The following is a 19504-nucleotide window of genomic DNA, read 5'->3' on the forward strand; positions in this document are numbered from 1 at the left end:
CCGGCTCGCTCAGCCCAGCATCACCGGCCTGGTGTGCCAGATCTCGTGCGCGTACTGCGCAATCGTGCGGTCCGACGAGAACGCGCCCATGCCCGCCACGTTGAGGATGGCCATGTGCGTCCAGGCGTCCGGGTCGCGGTACAGCGCATCGACCTCGGCCTGCTTCGCGACGTAGCTCGCGTAGTCGGCCAGCAGCAGGTAGTGGTCGCCCCAGTTCACCAGCGCGTCGTAGATGCCCTGGTAGCGCGAGGGCTCACCGGCGGAGAAGGCGCCGTCGCGGATCGCATCGAGCACGCGCTTGAGCTCGGCGTTCTCTTCGTAGATGTCGCGCGGCTGGTAGCCGTGGGCGCGGATGTCGGCCACCTGCGGCGTGGTGTTGCCGAAGATGAAGATGTTCTCCGCGCCCACGTTGTCGCGCATCTCCACGTTGGCGCCGTCGAGCGTGCCGATGGTGAGCGCGCCGTTGAGCGCGAACTTCATGTTGCCGGTGCCCGAGGCCTCGGTGCCCGCGGTGGAGATCTGCTCCGACAAATCGGCCGCGGGCATGATCACCTCGGCCAGGCTCACGCTGTAGTTGGGCAGGAACACCACCTTCAGCAGCTTGCCGACGCGGCTGTCGTTGTTGATGGTGTGGGCCACGTCGTTGATCAGCCGGATCACGAGCTTGGCCATCTGGTAGGCCGAGGCCGCCTTGCCCGCGAACACCACCACGCGCGGCACGATGTCGATCGGCCCGCCCGCAGCCTGCGCATCGAGGATGCGGTGGTAGCGCGTGATCACGTGCAGCACGTTGAGCAGCTGCCGCTTGTATTCGTGGATGCGCTTGATCTGCACGTCGAACATCGCGTCGGTGTCGAGCACCAGGCCCATGTGCTGCTCGACCCAGTTGGCCAGGCGCAGCTTGTTCTCGCGCTTGGCATGGCGGAAGGCCCGCGCGAAGGGCGGCTGGGCCGCCATCGGCCGCAGCGCCTCGAGCTGCGAGAGGTCGCGCCGCCAGCCCTTGCCCAGGCGCTGGTCGAGCAGGCTCGCGAGCGGCGGGTTGGCCTGCGCGAGCCAGCGCCGCGGCGTGACGCCGTTGGTCTTGTTGTTGAAGCGCTCGGGGAAGATCTTCGCGAAGTCCGCGAAGATCGATTGCTTCATGAGCTCCGAATGCAGGCCCGACACACCGTTGATCGAATGGCTCGCGAGCACGGCCACGTACGCCATGCGCACGCGGCGCTCGCCCGCCTCGTCGACCAGCGAGAGCCGGCGCAGCAGCTCGACGTCGTTGCCGGCCTTCTGCGTCACGGCGGCGAGGAACTTCGCGTTCATGTCGTAGATGATCTGCAGGTGCCGCGGCAGAATGCGCCCGAGCATCTCGACCGGCCAGGTCTCCAGCGCCTCGTGCATCAGCGTGTGGTTGGTGTAGCTGAACACCTTCTGCGTGTGGGCCCAGGCCGTGTCCCACGCCAGGCCGTGCTCGTCGAGCAGAAGGCGCATGAGCTCGGGCACCGCGAGCACCGGGTGCGTGTCGTTCAGGTGGATGCTGACCTTGTCGGCCAGCTGGTCGAAGCTCTTGTGGTTGCGCAGGTACCGCCGCAGCAGGTCCTGCACGCTCGCGCTGCAGAAGAAATATTCCTGGTGCAGCCGCAGCTCGCGGCCCGAGGGCGTGGAGTCGTCGGGGTAGAGCACGCGCGAGACGTTCTCGGAGTGGTTCTTGCTCTCCACCGCCGCCATGTAGTTGCCGCGGTTGAAGGCCGAGAGATCGATCTCCTCGGTGGCGCGCGCCGACCACAGGCGCAGCGTGTTGGTGGCCTGCGTGCCGTAGCCCGGAATGATGGTGTCGTAGGCCACGGCCAGCACGTCGTGCGTGTCGACCCAGTCGGCCGCGCCGTAGGGCGCGTTCTTTCCCTCGCGCTTTTGCACGCGGCCGCCGAAGCGCACGCGGTAGTTCACCTCGGGCCGCTGGAACTCCCAGGGGTTGCCGCGCGTGAGCCAGTAGTCGGGCGTCTCCACCTGCTGGCCGTCGACGATGCGCTGGCGGAACATGCCGTATTCGTAGCGGATGCCGTAGCCCATGCCCGGCACGCCGAGCGTGGCCATCGAGTCGAGAAAACAGGCCGCGAGCCGGCCGAGGCCGCCGTTGCCAAGGGCGGCGTCGGGCTCGCGCTCGGCGAGCGCCGCCATGTCCACGCCGAAGTCGGCCAGGGCTTCCCGCACCGTGTCGTAGAGGTCGACCGCCAGCAGCGCATTGGTGAAGGTGCGCCCGATCAGGAACTCCATCGAAAGGTAGTAGACGCGCTTGAGGTCCTGCGCATAGTTGGCGCGCGTGGTCGCCATCCAGCGCTCGACCAGCTGGTCGCGCACGGCCAGCGCGGTGGCGTGCAGCCAGTCGTCCTGGCTGGCCGCGACAGGGTCCTTGCCGACCGCATAGATCAGCTTGTTGGCGACGGCGCGCTTGAACGCGGCCACGTCGCGGTCGGGATGGTCATAGGCGAAGTCTTTGATGGTCATGGGCTTCGGTGAAGAGTGGTGGGGTTGTGCGCGGTGGCGCTTGGTTCAGGTGCCGGCGGACTCGAGCGCCTGCCGGTAGACCTCGATGTACTGGCCGGCGGCACTGGCCCAGTCGGCCGGGCGCCGCATGGCATTGCCGCGCACGCGGCGCCAGTCGGGCGCGCGCTGGTAGAGCGCGAAGGCGCGCCGCAGCGCGCGCTCGTAGTCGGCGGCGTCGAAGCGGTCGAAGACAAAGCCGGTGGCGTGGCCGCTGGCCATGTCCTCGAGCGTGCAGTCGACCACCGTGTCGGCCAGGCCGCCGACGCGGCGCACCAGCGGCAGGCTGCCGTACTTCAGGCCGTACATCTGCGTGAGGCCGCAGGGCTCGAACAGCGATGGCACCAGCGTCACGTCGCCGCCGCCGAAGAGCTGGTGCGCCAGCGTTTCGTTGTAGCCGATGGTGACGCTGACCGAGCGGGGCGCGGCCGCCGCGCGCTCGCGGAAGGCTTCCTCGAGCCAGGCCTCGCCGCTGCCCAGCAGCGCGAGCTGCCCGCCTTCGGCCAGCAGGGTATCGAGGCCGCCGAGCACGAGGTGCAGGCCCTTCTGCTCGGTGAGCCGGCTCACCAGGATGAAGAGCGGCGCGTCGGGGCGCTCGGCCAGTCCGAGCTGGTGCTGCAGCACCGCCTTGCAGCGCGCCTTGCCCGCCATGTGGCGGCCTTCGGGCGTGTGGTAGCCCTGCACCAGCGCGCTGTCGGTGGCCGGATTCCAGACTTGGCCGTCGACCGCGTTGAGGATGCCCGTGAGCACGCTGCCGCGCAGGCGCAGCAGGCCGTCCAGGCCGAAGCCCTGCTCGGGCGTCTGGATCTCGCGGGCGTAGGTCGGGCTCACGGTGGTCAGGCGGTCGGCAAAGTAGAGGCCGCCCTTCATGAACGACACCTGCCCGTGGTATTCGAGCCCGTTCATGTGGAACGCCGGCGCGGGCAGGCCGAGGTCGGCAAAGTTCCATGGCGCCGAGATGCCCTGGTAGGCCAGGTTGTGCACCGTGAATACGCTGCCCGCGCGGGTGGCGCCGGCCTCGCGCGCGAAGTGCAGGTAGGCCGGCGCCAGCCCCGCATGCCAGTCGTGCGCATGCACGACCTCGGGCTGCCAGGCGGGATCGAGCCCCTGCGCCAGCTGCGCCGCGGCCCAGCCCAGCAGCGCGAAGCGCCGGTGGTTGTCGCCATAGGGCTGGCGCGTGGCGTCTTCATACGGGTTGCCGGGCCGGTCGTAGAGCGCGGGCGCATCGATCACGTAGGCGGTGATCGGCGTTGCTGCGCTGTCAATGGCGATGCGGCCCGCGTGCAGGCCGAAGCGTTCCGGGCCCCAGGGCACCGTGAATTCGGCCACCGGCACCAGGTCGCGCACGCCGGCCAGGATGGCCGGGAAGCCGGGCAGCAGCACGCGCGCGTCCTGTCCGGCGGCCATGAGCGCGAGCGGCAGCGCGCCGGCCACGTCGGCGAGGCCACCGGTCTTGAGCAGGGGGAAGAGTTCGGCGCTGACCTGGAGGATTCGCATCGGGGAAGCGTTGCGGCCTCAGGCGGCCAGCAGGCGCTTGAGCATTTCGCGGGTGACCAGCACCACGCCGTTGTCGGTGCGCTCGAAGCGCGCGGCATCGGCGTCGGCGTCCTCGCCGATCACCATCTCGTCCGGAATGACGCAGCCGCGGTCGACCACCACGCGGTTGAGCCGGGCGCCGCGGCCCACTTCGACGTCGGGCAGCAGCACGGCCTCGTTGATGTCGCAGAACGAGTGGATGCGCACGCCCGAGAACAGCACCGAGCTGCTGACCTTGGACCCCGAGACGATGCAGCCGCCCGAGACGATGGTGTTGACCGTCATGCCGTGCCGGCCCTCGCGGTCGAGCACGAACTTGGCCGGCGGCAGCTGCCGCTGGTAGGTCCAGATGGGCCAGTCCGTGTCATAGATGTCGAGTTCGGGCGTGATGGAGGCCAGGTCGAGGTTGGCTGCCCAGAATGCATCAATCGTGCCCACGTCGCGCCAGTAGGCCTTGGCGCCCGGCCCGCGCGAGGCGCGCGTGACGCACGACATGCCGAAGGGATGCGCAAGCGCGCGGCCCTGCGCCACGGCGCGCGGGATGATGTCCTTGCCGAAATCGTGGCTCGAATCGGGGTTGGCGGCGTCTTCCTCGAGCAGTTGGTAGAGGTACTCGGAATCGAACACGTAGATGCCCATGCTCGCGAGCGCCGTGTCGGGCCGGCCCGGCATGGCGGGCGGGTCGGCCGGCTTCTCGAGAAAGGCGGTGATCTGGCGGCCGTCGTCGACGGCCATCACGCCGAAGGCGGTGGCTTCCATGCGCGGCACCTCGATGCAGCCGACCGTGCAGCCCAGGCCGCGCTCGGCATGGTCCTTGACCATGATCGAATAGTCCATCTTGTAGATGTGGTCGCCGGCCAGCACCACCACGTAGTCGTGCCTGGTGGAGCGGGTCTGGATGATGTCCAGGTTCTGGTACACCGCGTCGGCCGTGCCGCGGTACCAGTGCTCGTCGCCCGTGCGCTGCTGCGCGGGCAGCACGTCGACCATCTCGTTGAGCTCGGCGCGCAGGAAGCTCCAGCCGCGCTGCAGGTGGCGCATCAGCGAATGCGACTTGTACTGCGTGACCACCGCCATGCGCCGGATGCCGGAGTTCAGGCAGTTCGACAGCGCGAAGTCGATGATGCGGAACTTGCCGCCGAAGTACACCGCCGGCTTGGCGCGGCGGTCGGTCAGCTGCTTGAGGCGGGAGCCCCGGCCGCCGGCCAGCACCAGGGCGATGGTGCGGCGGACCAGTTGATGCGCCTGCAGGGGGGCCTGCGGCGCGCTGCCGCTGATGCTGTGGTTGTCCATCCTGTGTCTCCGTTCGTTCGTCGGTTTGTCGTCTTGGCTTCGTCGTCAGCGTTTCTGCAGCCAGCCTAGCACCGTGCGGCGCGGCTGGCTGCTACGTTCTTGCAATCCGGAGGCTCGAACGAGGTACCTCCACCGTGCCGACATGGGACTGCGGGAGCACGGCGCCGGCATCGGGCGCCGGATCGTCGGTTGCGAGCCGCCACTGCCAAGAACCCGCCGGCAGCCTGAACGGCACCGCCGCCGGCCCCGCATTCACCAGCACCAGCCAGGCGCCGGCATCCGCTGCCGCGGCTTCGAAAAGGATTGCAAGAGCCGTGCCGCCGTGCCAGTCGGGCTCCTGCATGGGCTGGCCGTCGGGCCGCAGCCAGCGGATGCCCGGCGCGCCCTCTGGCGGCAGCGCCGGCCACCAGTGTGTGCTGCGCAACACGGGCGCTTCGCGGCGCAGGGCGATGAGCCGGGCGACGAAGGCGCTCAGGCGTGCCGCTTCGCTGGCGGGATCGTGGGCGCCGATCCACGCGAGCCAGGTGGTTTCGTTGTCCTGGCAGTAGGCGTTGTTGTTGCCTTGCTGGCTGTGGCCGAGCTCGTCGCCGGCCAGCAGCATGGGCGTGCCCTGCGACAGCAGCAGCGCGGCGAGCAGCGCGCGCTGCAGGCGGCCGCGCTCGGCCTGCACGGCGGGGTCGTCCGTTGGACCTTCGACGCCGCAGTTGTTGCTCAGGTTGTGCGCATGGCCGTCGCGGTTGCTCTCGCCGTTGGCCAGGTTGTGCCGCTCTTCGTAGCTCAGCAGGTCGCGCAGCGTGAAGCCGTCGTGCGCGGTGATGAAGTTGACGCTGGCGGTGGGCGCGCGGCCGTGGTGGGCGAACTGCGCGCTCGAGGCGGTGAAGCGGTGCGCGAAGTCGCCCAGGCCGGCGGCGCCTTCGCGCCCCTGCCGCAGCCAGAAGCCGCGCTGCGTGTCGCGGTAGCGGTCGTTCCATTCGAGCCAGCCCGGCGGGAACTCGCCCAGGCGGTAGCCGCCCGGCCCGATGTCCCAGGGCTCCGCGATCAGCAGCGTGCGCGACAGCACGGGGTCTTGCGCGATGGCCGCGAAGAAGGGGGCGCGCGGGTCGAAATTGCCATCGGCGCCGCGGCCCAGCACCGGCGCGAGATCGAAGCGGAAGCCGTCGACACCGAGCGCGCAGGCCCAGTGGCGCAGGCTGTCCATCACGAGCTGCAGCACGCGCGGCTCGGCCAGGTTGAGGCAATTGCCGCAGCCGGTCCAGTTGGCGTAGAGCGCGCGGTCGTCGGCGCGCAGGTGGTAGTACAGCGCGTTGTCGATGCCGCGCAGCGAGAGCGTGGGGCCGAACTCGTCGGTCTCGGCGCTGTGGTTGTAGACCACGTCGATCACCAGCTCCATGCCGCGCGCATGCACCGCGTCGGCCATGGCGCGGAACTCGCTGGCCGGCGTGGTGCCGGCGCGGCCGCTCCAGTAGCGCGCCTCGGGCGCGAACCAGCCGATGGTGTTGTAGCCCCAGTAGTTGCTGAGGCCCATGGCGAGCAGCCGCTGTTCGTCGGCGCGGTGCTGCACCGGCATCAGGCTCAGCGTGGTGACGCCGAGGCCCTGGAGGTGGTCGAGCACCACGGGCTCGGCCAGGCCCGCATAGGTGCCGCGCAAGGCAGCGGGCACGCCCGGGTGCAGCCGGGTCTGTCCGCGCACGTGCAGTTCGTAAAGCACGCGCTCGCCGGCCGGGATGCGGGCATGGCCCGGTGCGGCCGAGCCATCGGCGGCTGCCGCCACGCGCCCCTTGAGCGCCACGCCGCCGTTGTCGCGCGTGTTGCGCTGGTCCGGATTCGCGGGATCATGCCCCGCGAACAGATCGCTGCCGTCGTAGCGGCCGACGATCTCGCGCGCATACGGGTCGAGCAGCAGCCTCGCGGGATTGAAGCGCTGCCCCGCGTGCGGTGCCCACGGCCCGTGCACGCGAAAGCCGTAGACCAGCCCGGCGCGCCCGCTCGGCAGCAGCCCGTGCCAGACGCCGTCGGTGAAGGCCGGCAGCCGCAGGCGCTGCTGTTCGTGCTGGCCCGTGCCGTCGAAAAGGCAGAGCTCGACGGCTTCGGCGCTGGGCGCCACGAGTGCGAAGTTCACGCCGTTCGGCGAGAGCGTCGCGCCAAGAGGGAAGGGGGAACCCGGACTCAGCATCGCTTCAAGCCAGCACCCACATCACGGTGGCCAGGGGCGGCACGCTGATGGAAATGGAGTCGTCCCTGCCGTGCCAGGGAACCGGTGCGCTGTCGACCACGCCGTTGCCGACGCCGCTGCCGCCGTACACGGCGCCGTCGGTGTTGATGGCCTCGCGGTACGCGCCCGCCGCAGGCACCCCGAGCCGGTAGCCGTGGCGCGGCAGCGGCGTGAAGTTGCACACAGCCACCACGAAGGAGCCGTCGCGGGCCCGGCGCACGAAGGCGAACACCGACTGCTCCCAGTCGTCGTGCACCAGCCACTCGAAGCCGGCCCTTTCGGTGTCGAGTTCGTAGAGCGCGGGGAAGTGCCGGTACACGTTGTTCAGGTCGCGCACCAGCCGCCGCACGCCCTGGTGCGGCGCCTGCTCGAGCAGGTGCCAGTCGAGGCTGCGGTCGGCGTTCCATTCCGCCACCTGGGCGAATTCATTGCCCATGAACAGCAGCTTCTTGCCCGGATAGGACCAGAGGTAGCCGTAAAGATTGCGCAGCCCCGCGAACTTCTGCCACTCGTCGCCGGGCATGCGGCCGAACATCGAGCCCTTGCCGTGCACCACCTCGTCATGCGAGAGCGGCAGCACGAAATTCTCGCTGTGCGCGTACATCAGGCCGAAGGTGATCTGCTGGTGGTGGTGCTTGCGGTGGATCGGGTCGATGCCCGCATAGGCGAGCGTGTCGTTCATCCAGCCCATGTTCCATTTGTAGTGGAAGCCGAGGCCGCCGTCCTCGGGGGGGCGTGTCACGCCCGGAAAGCTCGTCGACTCCTCGGCCAGCGTGATGGCGCCCGGACGCTCGACGCCCACCACCTGGTTCATGCGCCGCAGGAAGTCGATGGCCTCGAGGTTCTCGCGCCCGCCATGGATGTTGGGCACCCATTCGCCGGGCTTGCGGCTGTAGTCGCGGTAGAGCATGGAGGCCACCGCGTCGACGCGCAGCCCGTCCACGCCGTAGCGCTCCAGCCAGTACAGCGCATTGCCGACCAGGTAGTTGCGCACCTCGGTGCGGCCGTAGTTGAAGATGAGCGTCTTCCAGTCGTTGTGGAAGCCCTCGCGCGGGTCGGCGTATTCGTAGAGCGCGGTGCCGTCGAAACGGCCGAGGCCGTGCGCGTCGGTGGGAAAGTGCGCGGGCACCCAGTCCAGGATCACGCCCAGCCCCGCGGCATGCGCGGCTTCGACCAGATGGCGGAAGTCGCCGGGCGTACCGAAGCGCGAGGTGGGCGCATACAGGCCGATCGGCTGGTAGCCCCAGGAGCCGTCGAACGGATGCTCGCTGACCGGCAGCAGCTCGATGTGCGTGAAGCCCATGTCGCGTGCGTACGGCACCAGCGTGTCGGCCAGCTCGCGGTAGTCCAGCCATTCATGGCCGTTCTTGCGGCGCCAGGAGCCCAGGTGCACCTCGTAGATGCTCATTGGCGCATGGCGGCCGTTGGCGGCGGCGCGTCCGGGCGGCATCGCCACCGGCGCGGGCAGCGGCGCGACCACGCAGGCGGTCTCGGGCCGCAGGCGCGAGGAGAAGGCGAAGGGGTCGGCCTTGCGCAGCACGTCGCCCTGGGCCGAGAGGATCTCGAATTCGTAGCTGTCGCCCGTGGCCACTTGCGGCGCGAAGATTTCCCACACGCCGCATTCGCGGCGCAGCCGCATCATGTGGCGCCGGCCGTCCCAGTTGTTGAAGTCGCCGACCACCGAGACGCGCCGCGCATTGGGCGCCCAGACCGCGAAGGCCACGCCCTTGACGCCATCCATCTCGCACAGGTGCGCGCCCAGCCGCTCCCAGGGCCGCAGGTGCGTGCCTTCGGCCAGCAGCCACACGTCGGTGGCGCCCAGCACGAACGCAAAGCGGTACGGGTCTTCGAGCCGCGAGCTGTGCGTGCCCCAGTCGACCTGGAACGAATAGCCCAGCAGCGCCTCCGCCGCGGGCACCAGGCCCGCGAAGAGGTCGGAGCCTTCCTGCCGCGACAACAGGGCCAGCGGCCAGCCCGTGCGCGTGTGCACCACGGCCACGCTTTGCGCGCCCGGCAGCAGCGCGCGCACCAGCAGGCCGTCGCGCGTCTCGTGGGGACCGAGCACCGCGAACGGATCGCCGTGCTCGGCGCGCATCAGCGCATGGACTTCGCGTTCGGGCAGCAGCAGGGAAGGCATGTTGTTCTTCACATCGGTTCTTCTTCGCCAGCGGGGCGGCCGAAAAAGACGCCGTAGGGCGCCAGCTTCAGCATGCGCCTTTCGCCGCCGGCCTGCAGGGACGACGACGATGCCAGCGCATGCCCCGCGAGCGGCTCGAGCGCCTCGCGCAGGGCCACCGACACCGCCTCGCCTGCCAGATTGAAGACGGCCTGCAGCGATTGGTTCCCTTCGCGCCGCTCGAACCACAGCACCGGCTCCGGCGCATCGAGGAAGGCGATGCTGCCGGTGCGCAGCAGCGGCTGGGTGCGGCGCCAGCGCAGCAGTGCGCGGCTGAAGGCGAGCATCGAGTCGGGATCGGCGGACTGGCGGTCGACCGCCAGCGGCAGATGGCGGCCGTAGACCGGCAGCCAGGGCCCGCCGGTGGTGAAGCCGGCGTGCAGCTCGTCGGCCTTCCACGGCATGGGCGTGCGGCAGCCGTCGCGGCCCTTGAATTCAGGCCAGAAGGCGCGGCCGTACGGGTCTTGCAGCAGCTCGAACGGCACCTCGGCCTCGGGCAGGCCGAGCTCTTCGCCCTGGTAGATGCTGGCGCTGCCGCGCAGCGCGAGCAGCAGCGCGAGCCAGAGCCGGTCGCGCCGCGTGTCTTCCGGGCCGCCGCCGCTCCAGCGCGTGGCCACGCGCGGCACGTCGTGGTTGGACACGGCCCAGCAGCCCCAGCCGCCGGTCGGCGCGAGTGCCTGGTCGAGCGTCTCGACCTGGTGGCGCAGGTGCCGGGCGCTGTGCTCGGCCGTCAGCAGGCTGAAGCTGTAGGCCAGGTGCAGGCGCTTGCCCAGCTCGGTGTACTGCGCCATGACGGGCGGCGCGTTCTCGTCGCCGACCTCGCCGAGCGCGACCGCGCCGTAGTCGTCGAGCAGCCCGCGCAGGCTCTCGAGGAAGCGCAGGTTCTCCATCTGGCTCTTGTCGTAGAGGTGCTGCTGCATGGCATAGGGGTTGTCGGCCCGCACCGTGCTCACCTCGTCCAGCGAGGCGGCGCTGGCCGGCGGGTTGTCGCGCAGCAGCGCGTCGTGGAACTGGTGGTTGCAGGCATCGAAGCGGAAGCCGTCCACGCCGCGCTCGCACCAGAAGCGCACTTCGCCGAGCAGCGCCTCCTGCACCTCGGCGCAATGGAAGTTCAGGTCGGGCTGCTCCTTGAGGAAGCTGTGCAGGTAGTACTGGCGGCGGCGCGAATCCCACTGCCAGGCCGGCCCGCCGAACACCGACAGCCAGTTGGTGGGCGGTGTTCCGTCGGGCCGCGGGTCGGCCCACACGTACCAGTCGGCCTTGGGGTTGTCGCGGCTCGCGCGGCTTTCGGCGAACCAGGCGTGCTGGTCGGAGGTGTGCGAGAGCACCTGGTCGATGATGATCTTCAGGCCGAGCGCATGGGCGCGCGCCAGCATCTCGTCGAAATCGGCCAGCGTGCCGAAGATCGGATCGACGGCGCGGTAGTCGGCCACGTCGTAGCCGAAGTCCTTCATCGGCGAGCGGAAGAAGGGCGACACCCAGATCGCATCGACGCCCAGGCCTGCCACGTGCTCGAGCCGCGACGTGATGCCGGGCAGGTCGCCGATGCCGTCGCCGTTGCTGTCCATGAAGCTGCGCGGGTAGATCTGGTAGATCACCGCGCCGCGCCACCATTCGCCATTGCTGCTGTTGTTGCTGCGCATGCTGTCCCTGTGGTCTGAAAATCATTGTGGCATGCGAGATCCGGGCCCGGTCCGTGCATGGGCCTGTTCCGGTCCCGCCTGAAAAGCTTTCTACACTGGGCACAGGTTCCATGCGAACCCGCTTCCCGTTTCGCTTTGCAAGATGACCACCGACGCCGCCTCCCCCGCCCCATCCCTCCACCCGCAAGGCCTTGCCGCGCTCGAGCAGCGGCTCGCCCGGGATCTCGAATGCCTCGGCTGGCCCGCGCGCGCATGGATGCCGGTTCGCACGCACGGCGGCGAACCCGTGCTGGACGTGGCCATCATCGGTGCCGGCCAGGCCGGGCTGGCGGCCGCGGCCGCGCTGGCCCAGCAGGGCATCCGGGCCGTGGTGTTCGACCGCGCGCCCGCGGGCAGCGAAGGGCCGTGGGCCACCACGGCGCGCATGGAGACCCTGCGTTCCCCCAAGGAGCTGACCGGTCCCGCGCTGGGGCTGCCTGCGCTGACCTTCCGCGCCTGGTTCGAGGCCCAGTTCGGCAGCCAGGCCTGGGGCGCGATGGACAAGATCCCGCGCCTGCAGTGGATGGACTACCTGCGCTGGTACCGCCGCGTGATGAACGTCGATGTGCGCAACGACACGGCCGTCACCGGCATCCAGCCGCTGCCCGATGCGGCGATGGTGCGGCTGGAGTTGCGCATGCCAGCCGGTGCGCAGCAGGTGCTGGCACGCCGCGTCGTCCTTGCAACGGGGCGCGACGGGCTCGGCGGCCCCGCGGTTCCCGCGTTCGTCAATGCGCTGCCGCGCTCGCAATGGGCCCACTCGTCCGACGAGATGGACTACGGCCGGCTGGCCGGACTGCGCGTGGGCGTGGTCGGCGCGGGCTCGTCGGCCATGGACAGCGCGGCCACCGCACTGGAGGCCGGCGCGCGCAGCGTCGAGCTGCTGATCCGCCGGCCCGACCTGCCGCGCGTCAACAAGAGCAAGGGCGCCGGCGTGCCGGGCCTGACGCAGGGCCACTACGACCTGCCCGACGCGTTCAAGTGGCGCATCCGCCACTACATCAACGTGGCCAACGTGCCGCCGCCGCATGGCAGCACGCTGCGCGTGTCGCGCTACCCGAACGCGTTCTTCAATTTCGGCTGTCCCGTGCTTGCGGTCGAGCCGCAGGGCGCGGCGATGCGCGTGGCCACGCCCAGGGGCGATTTCGTGTTCGACTTTCTCATTGTTTCCACCGGTTTCAAGATCGACTGGCGCAGCCGTCCCGAGTTCGACGCCATTGCATCGCATGTGCGCACCTGGAAGGACCGTTTCGTGCCCGCGCCAGGCGACGAAGACCAGGAACTGGCCGATTCGCCCGATCTCGGGCCGGTGTTCGAATTCCGCGGGCGCACAGCGGGCCAGTGCCCGGGCCTGGACCGCATCCATTGCTTCTGCTATCCGGCGGCCTTGTCGCACGGCACGGTGTCGGGCGACATTCCCGCGATCAGCGATGGCGCCAGGCGGCTTGCGAGCGGCATGGCCAGCCTGTTCTACCGCGAGGACTTCGAGCAGCACTTCGCCAACCTCGAGGCCTACAGCGAGCCCGAACTGTTCGGCGACGAATGGGTGCCCGCGCCGCCGCCGTCCGAGCGCGGCTGAACTCCAGACTTCTTCATCGAAACGCATGACCACTCTTTCCGACTCTTCCCTTGCCGTCGACGTGATCGACGCCACGGTGCCATTGGTGCCCGGCCACGCGATCCGCCTGCTGCGCCAGCAGCGCGACAAGGTCGTGGCGGCCACGCAGGGCAGCTACGACGCGATGTTCTCGCCATCGGTCGACGGCCTCTCGGTGGCCGAGCGCCTGCTGGTCGCGCTGCATGCATGCAGCGTGTCGAAGGCCGCGACGCTCGCCGCGCACTACCGCGAGCGCCTGCTGGCCGAGGGCGTGGACCGCGAGCTGATCGCGGCCGTGGGCAGCGGCGCCCCGGTGGCCGATGCGCGGCTGCGCACGGCGCTGGCGTTCACCGCGAGCCTGATCGAGCGCCCCATCGAGGGCGACAGGGCTGCGGTGCAGTCGCTGGCCGACGCGGGCCTCTCGACGCCCGCCATCGTCGCGCTGGGCCAGCTGATCGCCTTTCTCTCCTACCAGGTCCGCGTGGTCGCGGGGCTGCAGGCGCTGGCCGCCGCGGAGGTTGCAGCATGAGCACGAGCACGAACGCGCCGATCCGCATCAAGGGCTTCACCAACGAGGTGCTGAGCTGGAAGCCCTGGCTCGATCCGGTCGACCTTGCCGCGGCCACGCCGGCCCAGCTGGCCGCGCTCGACGAGATGAGCCCGCAGGCGCGCACCTCGCCGTATTTCCTGGTGCTTGCGCATCAGCCCGAGATGCTGCTGCAGCGCTCCATCGCCTTCAACGCGATCATGTTCGCGCCGGGCGGCATGCCGCGCGCGGAGCGCGAACTGGGCGCCACGGTGGAGTCGCGCGTCAACGGCTGCGTGTACTGCGCCTCGGTGCATGCCCAGCGCTTCGAGCAGCTGGCCAGGCGCAGCGACGTGATCTCCCAGGTGTTCGAGGAGCCGGCCTCCGCGGGCACCACGCCGCGCGAGAAGGCCATCGTCGAGTTCTCGATCCGGCTCGGCGCCGAGCCCGGCAAGGTGTCGGCCGAGGATGTGCGGATGCTCAAGGAGGTGGGGCTCACCGAACTCGAGATCCTCGACCTGGTCCACTCCGTGGCGCTCTTCGCCTGGGCCAACCGGCTGATGCTCAACCTGGGCGAGCCGGTCTTTCCGGCTGCGGCGGCCGCCGCGTCATAGGCGGGCGTGGGCACGCCGGCAATCCGCCCCAGCGCTTCCACGAAAGCCAGGCCGTAAGGCATGTCCTCGGACACATAGCGAGTGTCGGTGCGCACCGGTCCGGGCGGGCCGCCGCGCTTCGCATGCAGCTCGGCCGCGATGTCTTCGAGCCGCGCGGATGCGGTGCCGAAGGAGCGTGAAAAGTGCTCCTCGATGGGACCGAGTTCGATGCCGAAGGCCTGGGCCACGGCGCGCCGTTCCAGGTCCAGCGCCTCGATCGCGCGGGCCACGCCGGGCGTCAGGCAGTGGTACTGCGGCCAGTTCTCCGCATGCTCGATGCGGGTCCAGTTGAAGACGGCCAGCGGGCCGTGGGACTGCGGGTTGACGTTCGCGAGCGCGCTGGCAAGCGTGTTCTCCTGTGCGAAGAGGCCGCCGCCGAACAGCGCGGTGCACAGTTCGATGGCCTGCGCGGTGCTGGCATTCGGCAGCGCGGACGCGCCGACCGCCTGCACGGCGATCGTCATGGGCGTGTCGCCGACCAGGGCCACCGGGGCGAGGTCGTGCATGGGGTCGTAGGGCAGCCTGGACTGCAGATGGGGCGCAATGGCGATGGCGCCGCCGGTGGCCAGCAGCACGGTGGCACCGTCGGTCGCCTTGGCTATCGCATCGGCCGCCACGATGCCGCCCGCGCCCGCCTTGTTGTCGACGATCACGCGTCGTTGGCCTGTTGCGCCCACAGGGGCGTGGCAATGGCAAGGCAGGCCGCGAGGCCCAGGGCAAGGTGTTTCCAGGGCAGATTCATGGCGTTGAGGCAGTACGAAAGCAGACGTTACCCAGGCAACATGCAGGTTGCGTGCCGCAAGTCGAGGGTCTGGCGCGCGAACAACGTCGGCCGGGCGCGATAATCCGCCTTCCCCGGCCACCCCGCGCCGGGTTCTGCCGAACCGTCATGAACCCCAGCTACAAACCCAGCGACGTCGAGTCCGCTGCCCAGGCGCAATGGAGCGCCGCCGATGCCTACCGCGTCACCGAAGACGCGAGCCGCAAGAAGTACTACGCCTGCTCGATGCTGCCGTACCCCAGCGGCAAGCTGCACATGGGCCACGTGCGCAACTACACCATCAACGACATGCTCACGCGCTACCTGCGCATGAGCGGCTACAACGTGCTGATGCCCATGGGCTGGGACGCCTTCGGCCTGCCAGCCGAGAACGCGGCACTGAAGAACGGCGTGCCGCCGGCCAAGTGGACCTACGAGAACATCGACTACATGCGCGGCCAGCTCCAGGCCATGGGCCTGGCGATCGACTGGAGCCGCGAGATCGCCACCTGCGACCCGAGCTACTACAAGTGGAACCAGTGGCTGTTCCTGAAGATGCTCGAAAAGGGCATTGCCTACCGCAAGACCCAGGTCGTCAACTGGGACCCGGTCGACCAGACCGTGCTGGCCAACGAGCAGGTGATCGACGGCAAGGGCTGGCGCACCGGCGCCACGGTCGAGCGCCGCGAGATCCCGGGCTACTACCTGAAGATCAGCGACTACGCCGAAGAACTGCTCGAGCACACCCAGCACAAGCTGCCGGGCTGGCCCGAACGCGTCAAGCTGATGCAGGAGAACTGGATCGGCAAGAGCGAGGGCGTGCGCTTCGCCTTCACGCACGACATCAAGGACGCGAGCGGCAAGCTGATCCAGGACGGCCGCATGTACGTGTTCACCACGCGCGCCGACACGATCATGGGCGTGACCTTCTGCGCCGTGGCGCCAGAGCATCCGCTGGCCGTGCATGCCGCCACGCTCGACCCCAAGGTCGCGGCCTTCATCGAGGAGTGCAAGGCCGGCGGCACCACCGAGGCCGAGCTCGCCACGCAGGAGAAGAAGGGCGTGCCCACGGGCCTGACCGTGACGCACCCGATCACCGACGAGCAGGTGCCGGTGTGGGTGGGCAACTATGTGCTCATCAACTATGGCGACGGCGCCGTGATGGGCGTGCCCGCGCACGACGAGCGCGACTTCGCCTTCGCCAACAAGTACGGCATCGAGATCATCCAGGTGGTGCTGGTCGACGACGAGCCGCACTTCGACTATCACAGGTGGCAGGACTGGTACGCCGACAAGCAGCGCGGCGTGACCATCAACTCCGACAACTTCAGCGGCATGACCCACAAGGAGGCCGTGGCCGCGGTGGCGCATGCGCTCGCCCAGAAGGGCCTGGGCGAGATGCAGACCACCTGGCGCCTGCGCGACTGGGGCGTGAGCCGCCAGCGCTACTGGGGCACGCCGATCCCGATCATCCATTGCGACGAGCACGGCGCGGTGCCGGTCCCCGAGAAGGACCTGCCCGTGGTGCTGCCCACCGACTGCGTGCCCGACGGCTCGGGCAACCCGCTCGCCAGGCACGAAGGCTTCCATGCCGGCGTCGTCTGCCCGGTCTGCGGCAAGCCCGCGCGGCGCGAGACCGACACCATGGACACCTTCGTCGACAGCTCGTGGTACTTCATGCGCTACTGCGACCCGAAGAACGACCAGGCCATGGTCGCCGAGGGCGCCGACTACTGGATGCCGATGGACCAGTACATCGGCGGCATCGAGCATGCGATCCTTCACCTGCTGTACGCGCGCTTCTGGACCAAGGTGATGCGCGACCTGGGCCTGGTGAAGGTCGACGAGCCCTTCAGCAAGCTGCTCACGCAGGGCATGGTGCTCAACCACATCTACTACCACCGCGACGAGCGGGGCGGCAAGAACTACCACCCGCCGCTGGAGGTCACGCCCACGCTCGACGCGCAGGGCCGCATCGTCGGCGGCACCACCGCGGACGGCACCAAGGTCGAATACGGCGGCGTCGGCAAGATGGGCAAGAGCGAACGCAACGGCGTCGACCCGCAGGACCTGATCGAGAAGTACGGCGCCGACACCGCGCGCCTGTACACCATGTTCACCGCCCCGCCCGAAGCCACGCTCGAGTGGAACGACGCGGCCGTCGAGGGCAGCTACCGGTTCCTGCGCCGGGTCTGGAACTTCGGCGTGGCGCAGGCCGACGTGCCGATCGCGGCGGCCGGCGGCCAGGCCTTCGGCAAGGCCGCGCAGGCGCTGCGCCGCGAGGTGCACACCGTGCTGCGCCAGGTCGACTACGACTACCAGCGCATGCAATACAACACGGTGGTGTCGGGCGCGATGAAGCTGCTCAATGCGCTGGAAGGCTTCAAGCCCGACGGAGCATTGTCTGCCCCCACGCTCGGCGCTGACGCGTCCTCGCTGCCCCCCGAGGGGGCGCTCGCGCCTCGGGGCGGCCCAGCGGCGCTCAATGCCGGCGATGCCGCCGCACTGCGCGAAGGCTTCGGCATCCTGCTGCGCTGCCTGTATCCGGCCACGCCGCACATCACGCACCAGCTCTGGCAGCAGCTCGGCTACGACAAGGAACTGGGCGACCTGCTCGACGCGCCCTGGCCCGTGGTCGACGTGGGCGCGCTCGAGCAGGACGAGATCGAACTCATGCTCCAGGTCAATGGCAAGCTGCGCGGCGCGCTGCGCGTGCCGGCCGGCGCCTCCAAGGCCGAGATCGAATCGCTCGCGCTCTCGTGCGACGACTTCGTCAAGTTCGCCGAAGGCGCGGCGGCCAAGCGCGTCATCGTGGTTCCCGGCCGGCTGGTCAACGTGGTCATCTGAACGAAACGAACGATAGAAGCATGAACAATCGCAACGCCTCGCTGCCGCGCCGCGGCTTTTTTCTGGGCCTGGCCGCCGCGGGTGCCAGCCTTGCGCTGGCCGGCTGCGGGTTCGAACTGCGCAAGGCGCCGGTGTTCGCGTTCAAGACGCTGTCGCTGTCGGGCAATTCGGAGCTGATCAACCGGCTGCGGCGCGAGATGCGCGCCGCGGGCACCGTCACGCTGGTGCCGCCCGAGCAGGCCCAGAGCGCCGACGCGATCCTCGAGATCCTGGGCGAGAACCGCGACCGCATCGTGATCTCGACCAATTCGGCGGGCCTGCTGCGGGAGCTGCAGCTGCAGCTGCGCGTTCGCTTCAGCCTGCGCACGCCGGGCGGCAAGACGCTGCTCGCGCCCACCGAGGTCTCGCAGACGCGCGACCTGAGCTTCAACGAAACCAATGCGCTCGCCAAGGAAGGCGAGGCCGAGCTGCTGTACCGCGACATGCAGGCCGACATCGCGCAGCAGCTGATGCGCCGCCTCGCGGCCGTCAAGGAACTCTAGGCGGCACGAGCGCGCCTGCCGCACATTCCATGCAACTTGCCACCGCCCAACTGGGCTCCCATCTGCAGAAGGGGCTGAAGTCCCTCTACACGATCCATGGCGACGAGCCGCTGCTCGCGCAGGAGGCGGCGGACGCCATCCGCGCCGCGGCGCGCGTGGCGGGCTATACGGAGCGCAGCTCGTACACCGTGGCCGGCGCGCACTTCGACTGGAGCGCGGTGCTTGCGGCGGGCGGCTCGCTCTCGCTGTTCGCCGACAAGCAGATCGTCGAGATCCGCATTCCCTCAGGCAAGCCCGGCAAGGACGGCAGCACCGCGCTGCAGCAGCTGGCCGAGGCCGCGCAGGGCAACGACAGCACGCTCACGCTGGTGATGCTGCCGCGGCTGGACAAGGCCACGCGCACCGGCGCATGGTTCTCGGCGCTCGAGAACAACGGCGTGAGCCTGCAGGTCGACCCGATCGAGCGCAACGCGCTGCCGCAGTGGATCGCGCAGCGCCTGGGCCTGCAGGGCCAGCGCGTGATGCCCGGCGACGAAGGCCAGCGCACGCTGCAGTTCTTTGCCGACCGCGTCGAGGGCAACCTGCTGGCCGCGCACCAGGAGATCCAGAAGCTCGCCCTGCTGCATCCGGCGGGCGAGCTGAGCTGGGAGCAGGTCGAAGGCGCGGTCAACAACGTGGCGCGCTACGACGTCTTCAAGCTCTCCGAGGCCGTGCTGGCCGGCAACCCGCAGCGCGTGGCGCGCATGCTCGACGGCCTGCAGGCCGAAGGCGAGGCCGAGGTGCTGGTGCACTACACGATCGCCGAGGACATCCGCGCGCTCAAGCGCGTGAAGGACGCCATGGCCGCGGGCCGGCCGCTGCCCATGGCGCTGCGCGAGAACCGCATCTGGGGCCCGCGCGAGCGCGCCTTCGAGCGCGTGCTGCCCCGCCTCGACGACCGCATGCTGGCCCGGCTGCTGCGCGCGGCCCATGTGGTGGACGGCATCTGCAAGGGGCTGAAGCAGCCCGACTGGCCCGCCAGCGGCTGGCAGGCCCTGCAGCGCCTGGCGCTGATGCTGTGCCGCGCCTGCAGCAGCGCTGCTCCGGCGGCCGCGCGCCGCGCCTGATTCCCGGCGAGAACAGCCAAAAGGCCTGCGTCAGCCGGGCAGCAG

12 protein-coding genes and 1 pseudogene are annotated in these 19504 nt (G+C 69.7%); 6 read left to right on the forward strand and 7 right to left on the reverse strand.

All coding sequences use genetic code 11. The features are described 5' to 3' along the window. Window positions 1-9: 9 nt before the first annotated feature. The 6 genes from EJO66_RS14330 to EJO66_RS14355 all read right to left on the reverse strand — a co-directional run bounded on the left by EJO66_RS14330 (window position 10) and on the right by EJO66_RS14355 (window position 11389). Window positions 10-2493, reverse strand: a complete 2484-nt coding sequence (locus EJO66_RS14330; RefSeq protein ID WP_125965465.1) for a glycogen/starch/alpha-glucan phosphorylase — start codon at window positions 2491-2493, stop codon at window positions 10-12. Between the two features lie 45 nt (window positions 2494-2538). Beyond that, window positions 2539-4026 (reverse strand): glycogen synthase GlgA, encoded by a 1488-nt coding sequence (glgA, locus tag EJO66_RS14335; protein ID WP_125965466.1) that lies wholly within the window; start codon window positions 4024-4026, stop codon window positions 2539-2541. A gap of 18 nt (window positions 4027-4044) precedes the next feature. Beyond that, complete coding sequence (gene glgC, locus EJO66_RS14340) at window positions 4045-5358, reverse strand: glucose-1-phosphate adenylyltransferase (protein ID WP_125965467.1); 1314 nt, start codon at window positions 5356-5358, stop codon at window positions 4045-4047. Window positions 5359-5449: 91 nt separating this feature from the next. Beyond that, window positions 5450-7531 (reverse strand): glycogen debranching protein GlgX, encoded by a 2082-nt coding sequence (gene glgX / locus EJO66_RS14345; protein ID WP_125965468.1) that lies wholly within the window; start codon window positions 7529-7531, stop codon window positions 5450-5452. Between the two features lie 4 nt (window positions 7532-7535). Next, the gene (gene glgB, locus EJO66_RS14350; RefSeq protein ID WP_125965469.1) at window positions 7536-9707 is read right to left on the reverse strand and encodes a 1,4-alpha-glucan branching protein GlgB; all 2172 of its coding nucleotides are present in this window, start codon (window positions 9705-9707) and stop codon (window positions 7536-7538) included. Between the two features lie 8 nt (window positions 9708-9715). Then, complete coding sequence (locus EJO66_RS14355) at window positions 9716-11389, reverse strand: alpha-glucosidase (RefSeq protein ID WP_125965470.1); 1674 nt, start codon at window positions 11387-11389, stop codon at window positions 9716-9718. Between the two features lie 142 nt (window positions 11390-11531). On the opposite strand from EJO66_RS14355, the gene EJO66_RS14360 reads away from it, so the two are divergent. Genes EJO66_RS14360 through EJO66_RS14370 form a run of 3 tightly spaced genes read left to right on the forward strand, consistent with a single transcriptional unit; the run spans window position 11532 to window position 14165 of the window. Beyond that, complete coding sequence (locus EJO66_RS14360; protein WP_125965471.1) at window positions 11532-13007, forward strand: flavin-containing monooxygenase; 1476 nt, start codon at window positions 11532-11534, stop codon at window positions 13005-13007. A 25-nt stretch (window positions 13008-13032) separates the two neighbouring features. After that, window positions 13033-13554, forward strand: coding sequence for a CMD domain-containing protein (locus tag EJO66_RS14365; RefSeq protein ID WP_125965472.1), 522 nt, complete (start codon window positions 13033-13035; stop codon window positions 13552-13554). Continuing rightward, entirely contained in the window at window positions 13551-14165 is a 615-nt protein-coding gene (locus tag EJO66_RS14370) for a peroxidase-related enzyme (RefSeq protein WP_125965473.1), read from the forward strand. The genes EJO66_RS14365 and EJO66_RS14370 overlap by 4 nt, the downstream gene beginning before the upstream one ends. On the opposite strand, the pseudogene EJO66_RS32985 reads toward EJO66_RS14370, so the two are convergent. After that, window positions 14138-14946 (reverse strand): annotated as a pseudogene (locus EJO66_RS32985) (NAD/NADP octopine/nopaline dehydrogenase family protein); the annotation flags it as partial. The gene EJO66_RS14370 and the pseudogene EJO66_RS32985 overlap by 28 nt on opposite strands. A 147-nt stretch (window positions 14947-15093) precedes the next feature. Here EJO66_RS32985 and leuS point away from each other — a divergent pair. The 3 genes from leuS to holA are packed head-to-tail and all read left to right on the forward strand — an operon-like array spanning window position 15094 to window position 19459. Beyond that, window positions 15094-17811, forward strand: a complete 2718-nt coding sequence (leuS, locus tag EJO66_RS14380; protein WP_124958500.1) for a leucine--tRNA ligase — start codon at window positions 15094-15096, stop codon at window positions 17809-17811. Between the two features lie 20 nt (window positions 17812-17831). Beyond that, complete coding sequence (locus EJO66_RS14385; RefSeq protein ID WP_124958501.1) at window positions 17832-18353, forward strand: LPS-assembly lipoprotein LptE; 522 nt, start codon at window positions 17832-17834, stop codon at window positions 18351-18353. 29 nt (window positions 18354-18382) lie between these two features. After that, window positions 18383-19459 carry a DNA polymerase III subunit delta gene (gene holA / locus EJO66_RS14390; protein WP_124958502.1) on the forward strand — a complete coding sequence of 359 codons (1077 nt, stop codon included), beginning with the start codon at window positions 18383-18385 and terminating at the stop codon, window positions 19457-19459. Window positions 19460-19504 lie beyond the last annotated feature (45 nt).

Origin of the sequence: Variovorax beijingensis (assembly GCF_003951285.1) — a bacterium.
In the GTDB taxonomy this organism is placed as follows: Bacteria; Pseudomonadota; Gammaproteobacteria; order Burkholderiales; family Burkholderiaceae_C; genus Variovorax; species Variovorax beijingensis.

Bases quoted from the DNA above. Each gene is read 5' to 3' on its own strand.
- EJO66_RS14355 (WP_125965470.1), bottom strand. From the start codon at position 11,389: ATGCGCAGCAACAACAGCAGCAATGGCGAATGGTGGCGCGGCGCGGTG.
- holA (WP_124958502.1), top strand. From the start codon at position 18,383: ATGCAACTTGCCACCGCCCAACTGGGCTCCCATCTGCAGAAGGGGCTG.
- glgC (WP_125965467.1), bottom strand. From the start codon at position 5,358: ATGGACAACCACAGCATCAGCGGCAGCGCGCCGCAGGCCCCCCTGCAG.
- EJO66_RS14360 (WP_125965471.1), top strand. From the start codon at position 11,532: ATGACCACCGACGCCGCCTCCCCCGCCCCATCCCTCCACCCGCAAGGC.
- EJO66_RS14330 (WP_125965465.1), bottom strand. From the start codon at position 2,493: ATGACCATCAAAGACTTCGCCTATGACCATCCCGACCGCGACGTGGCC.
- glgA (WP_125965466.1), bottom strand. From the start codon at position 4,026: ATGCGAATCCTCCAGGTCAGCGCCGAACTCTTCCCCCTGCTCAAGACC.
- leuS (WP_124958500.1), top strand. From the start codon at position 15,094: ATGAACCCCAGCTACAAACCCAGCGACGTCGAGTCCGCTGCCCAGGCG.
- EJO66_RS14370 (WP_125965473.1), top strand. From the start codon at position 13,551: ATGAGCACGAGCACGAACGCGCCGATCCGCATCAAGGGCTTCACCAAC.
- EJO66_RS14365 (WP_125965472.1), top strand. From the start codon at position 13,033: ATGACCACTCTTTCCGACTCTTCCCTTGCCGTCGACGTGATCGACGCC.
- EJO66_RS14385 (WP_124958501.1), top strand. From the start codon at position 17,832: ATGAACAATCGCAACGCCTCGCTGCCGCGCCGCGGCTTTTTTCTGGGC.
- glgX (WP_125965468.1), bottom strand. From the start codon at position 7,531: ATGCTGAGTCCGGGTTCCCCCTTCCCTCTTGGCGCGACGCTCTCGCCG.
- glgB (WP_125965469.1), bottom strand. From the start codon at position 9,707: ATGCCTTCCCTGCTGCTGCCCGAACGCGAAGTCCATGCGCTGATGCGC.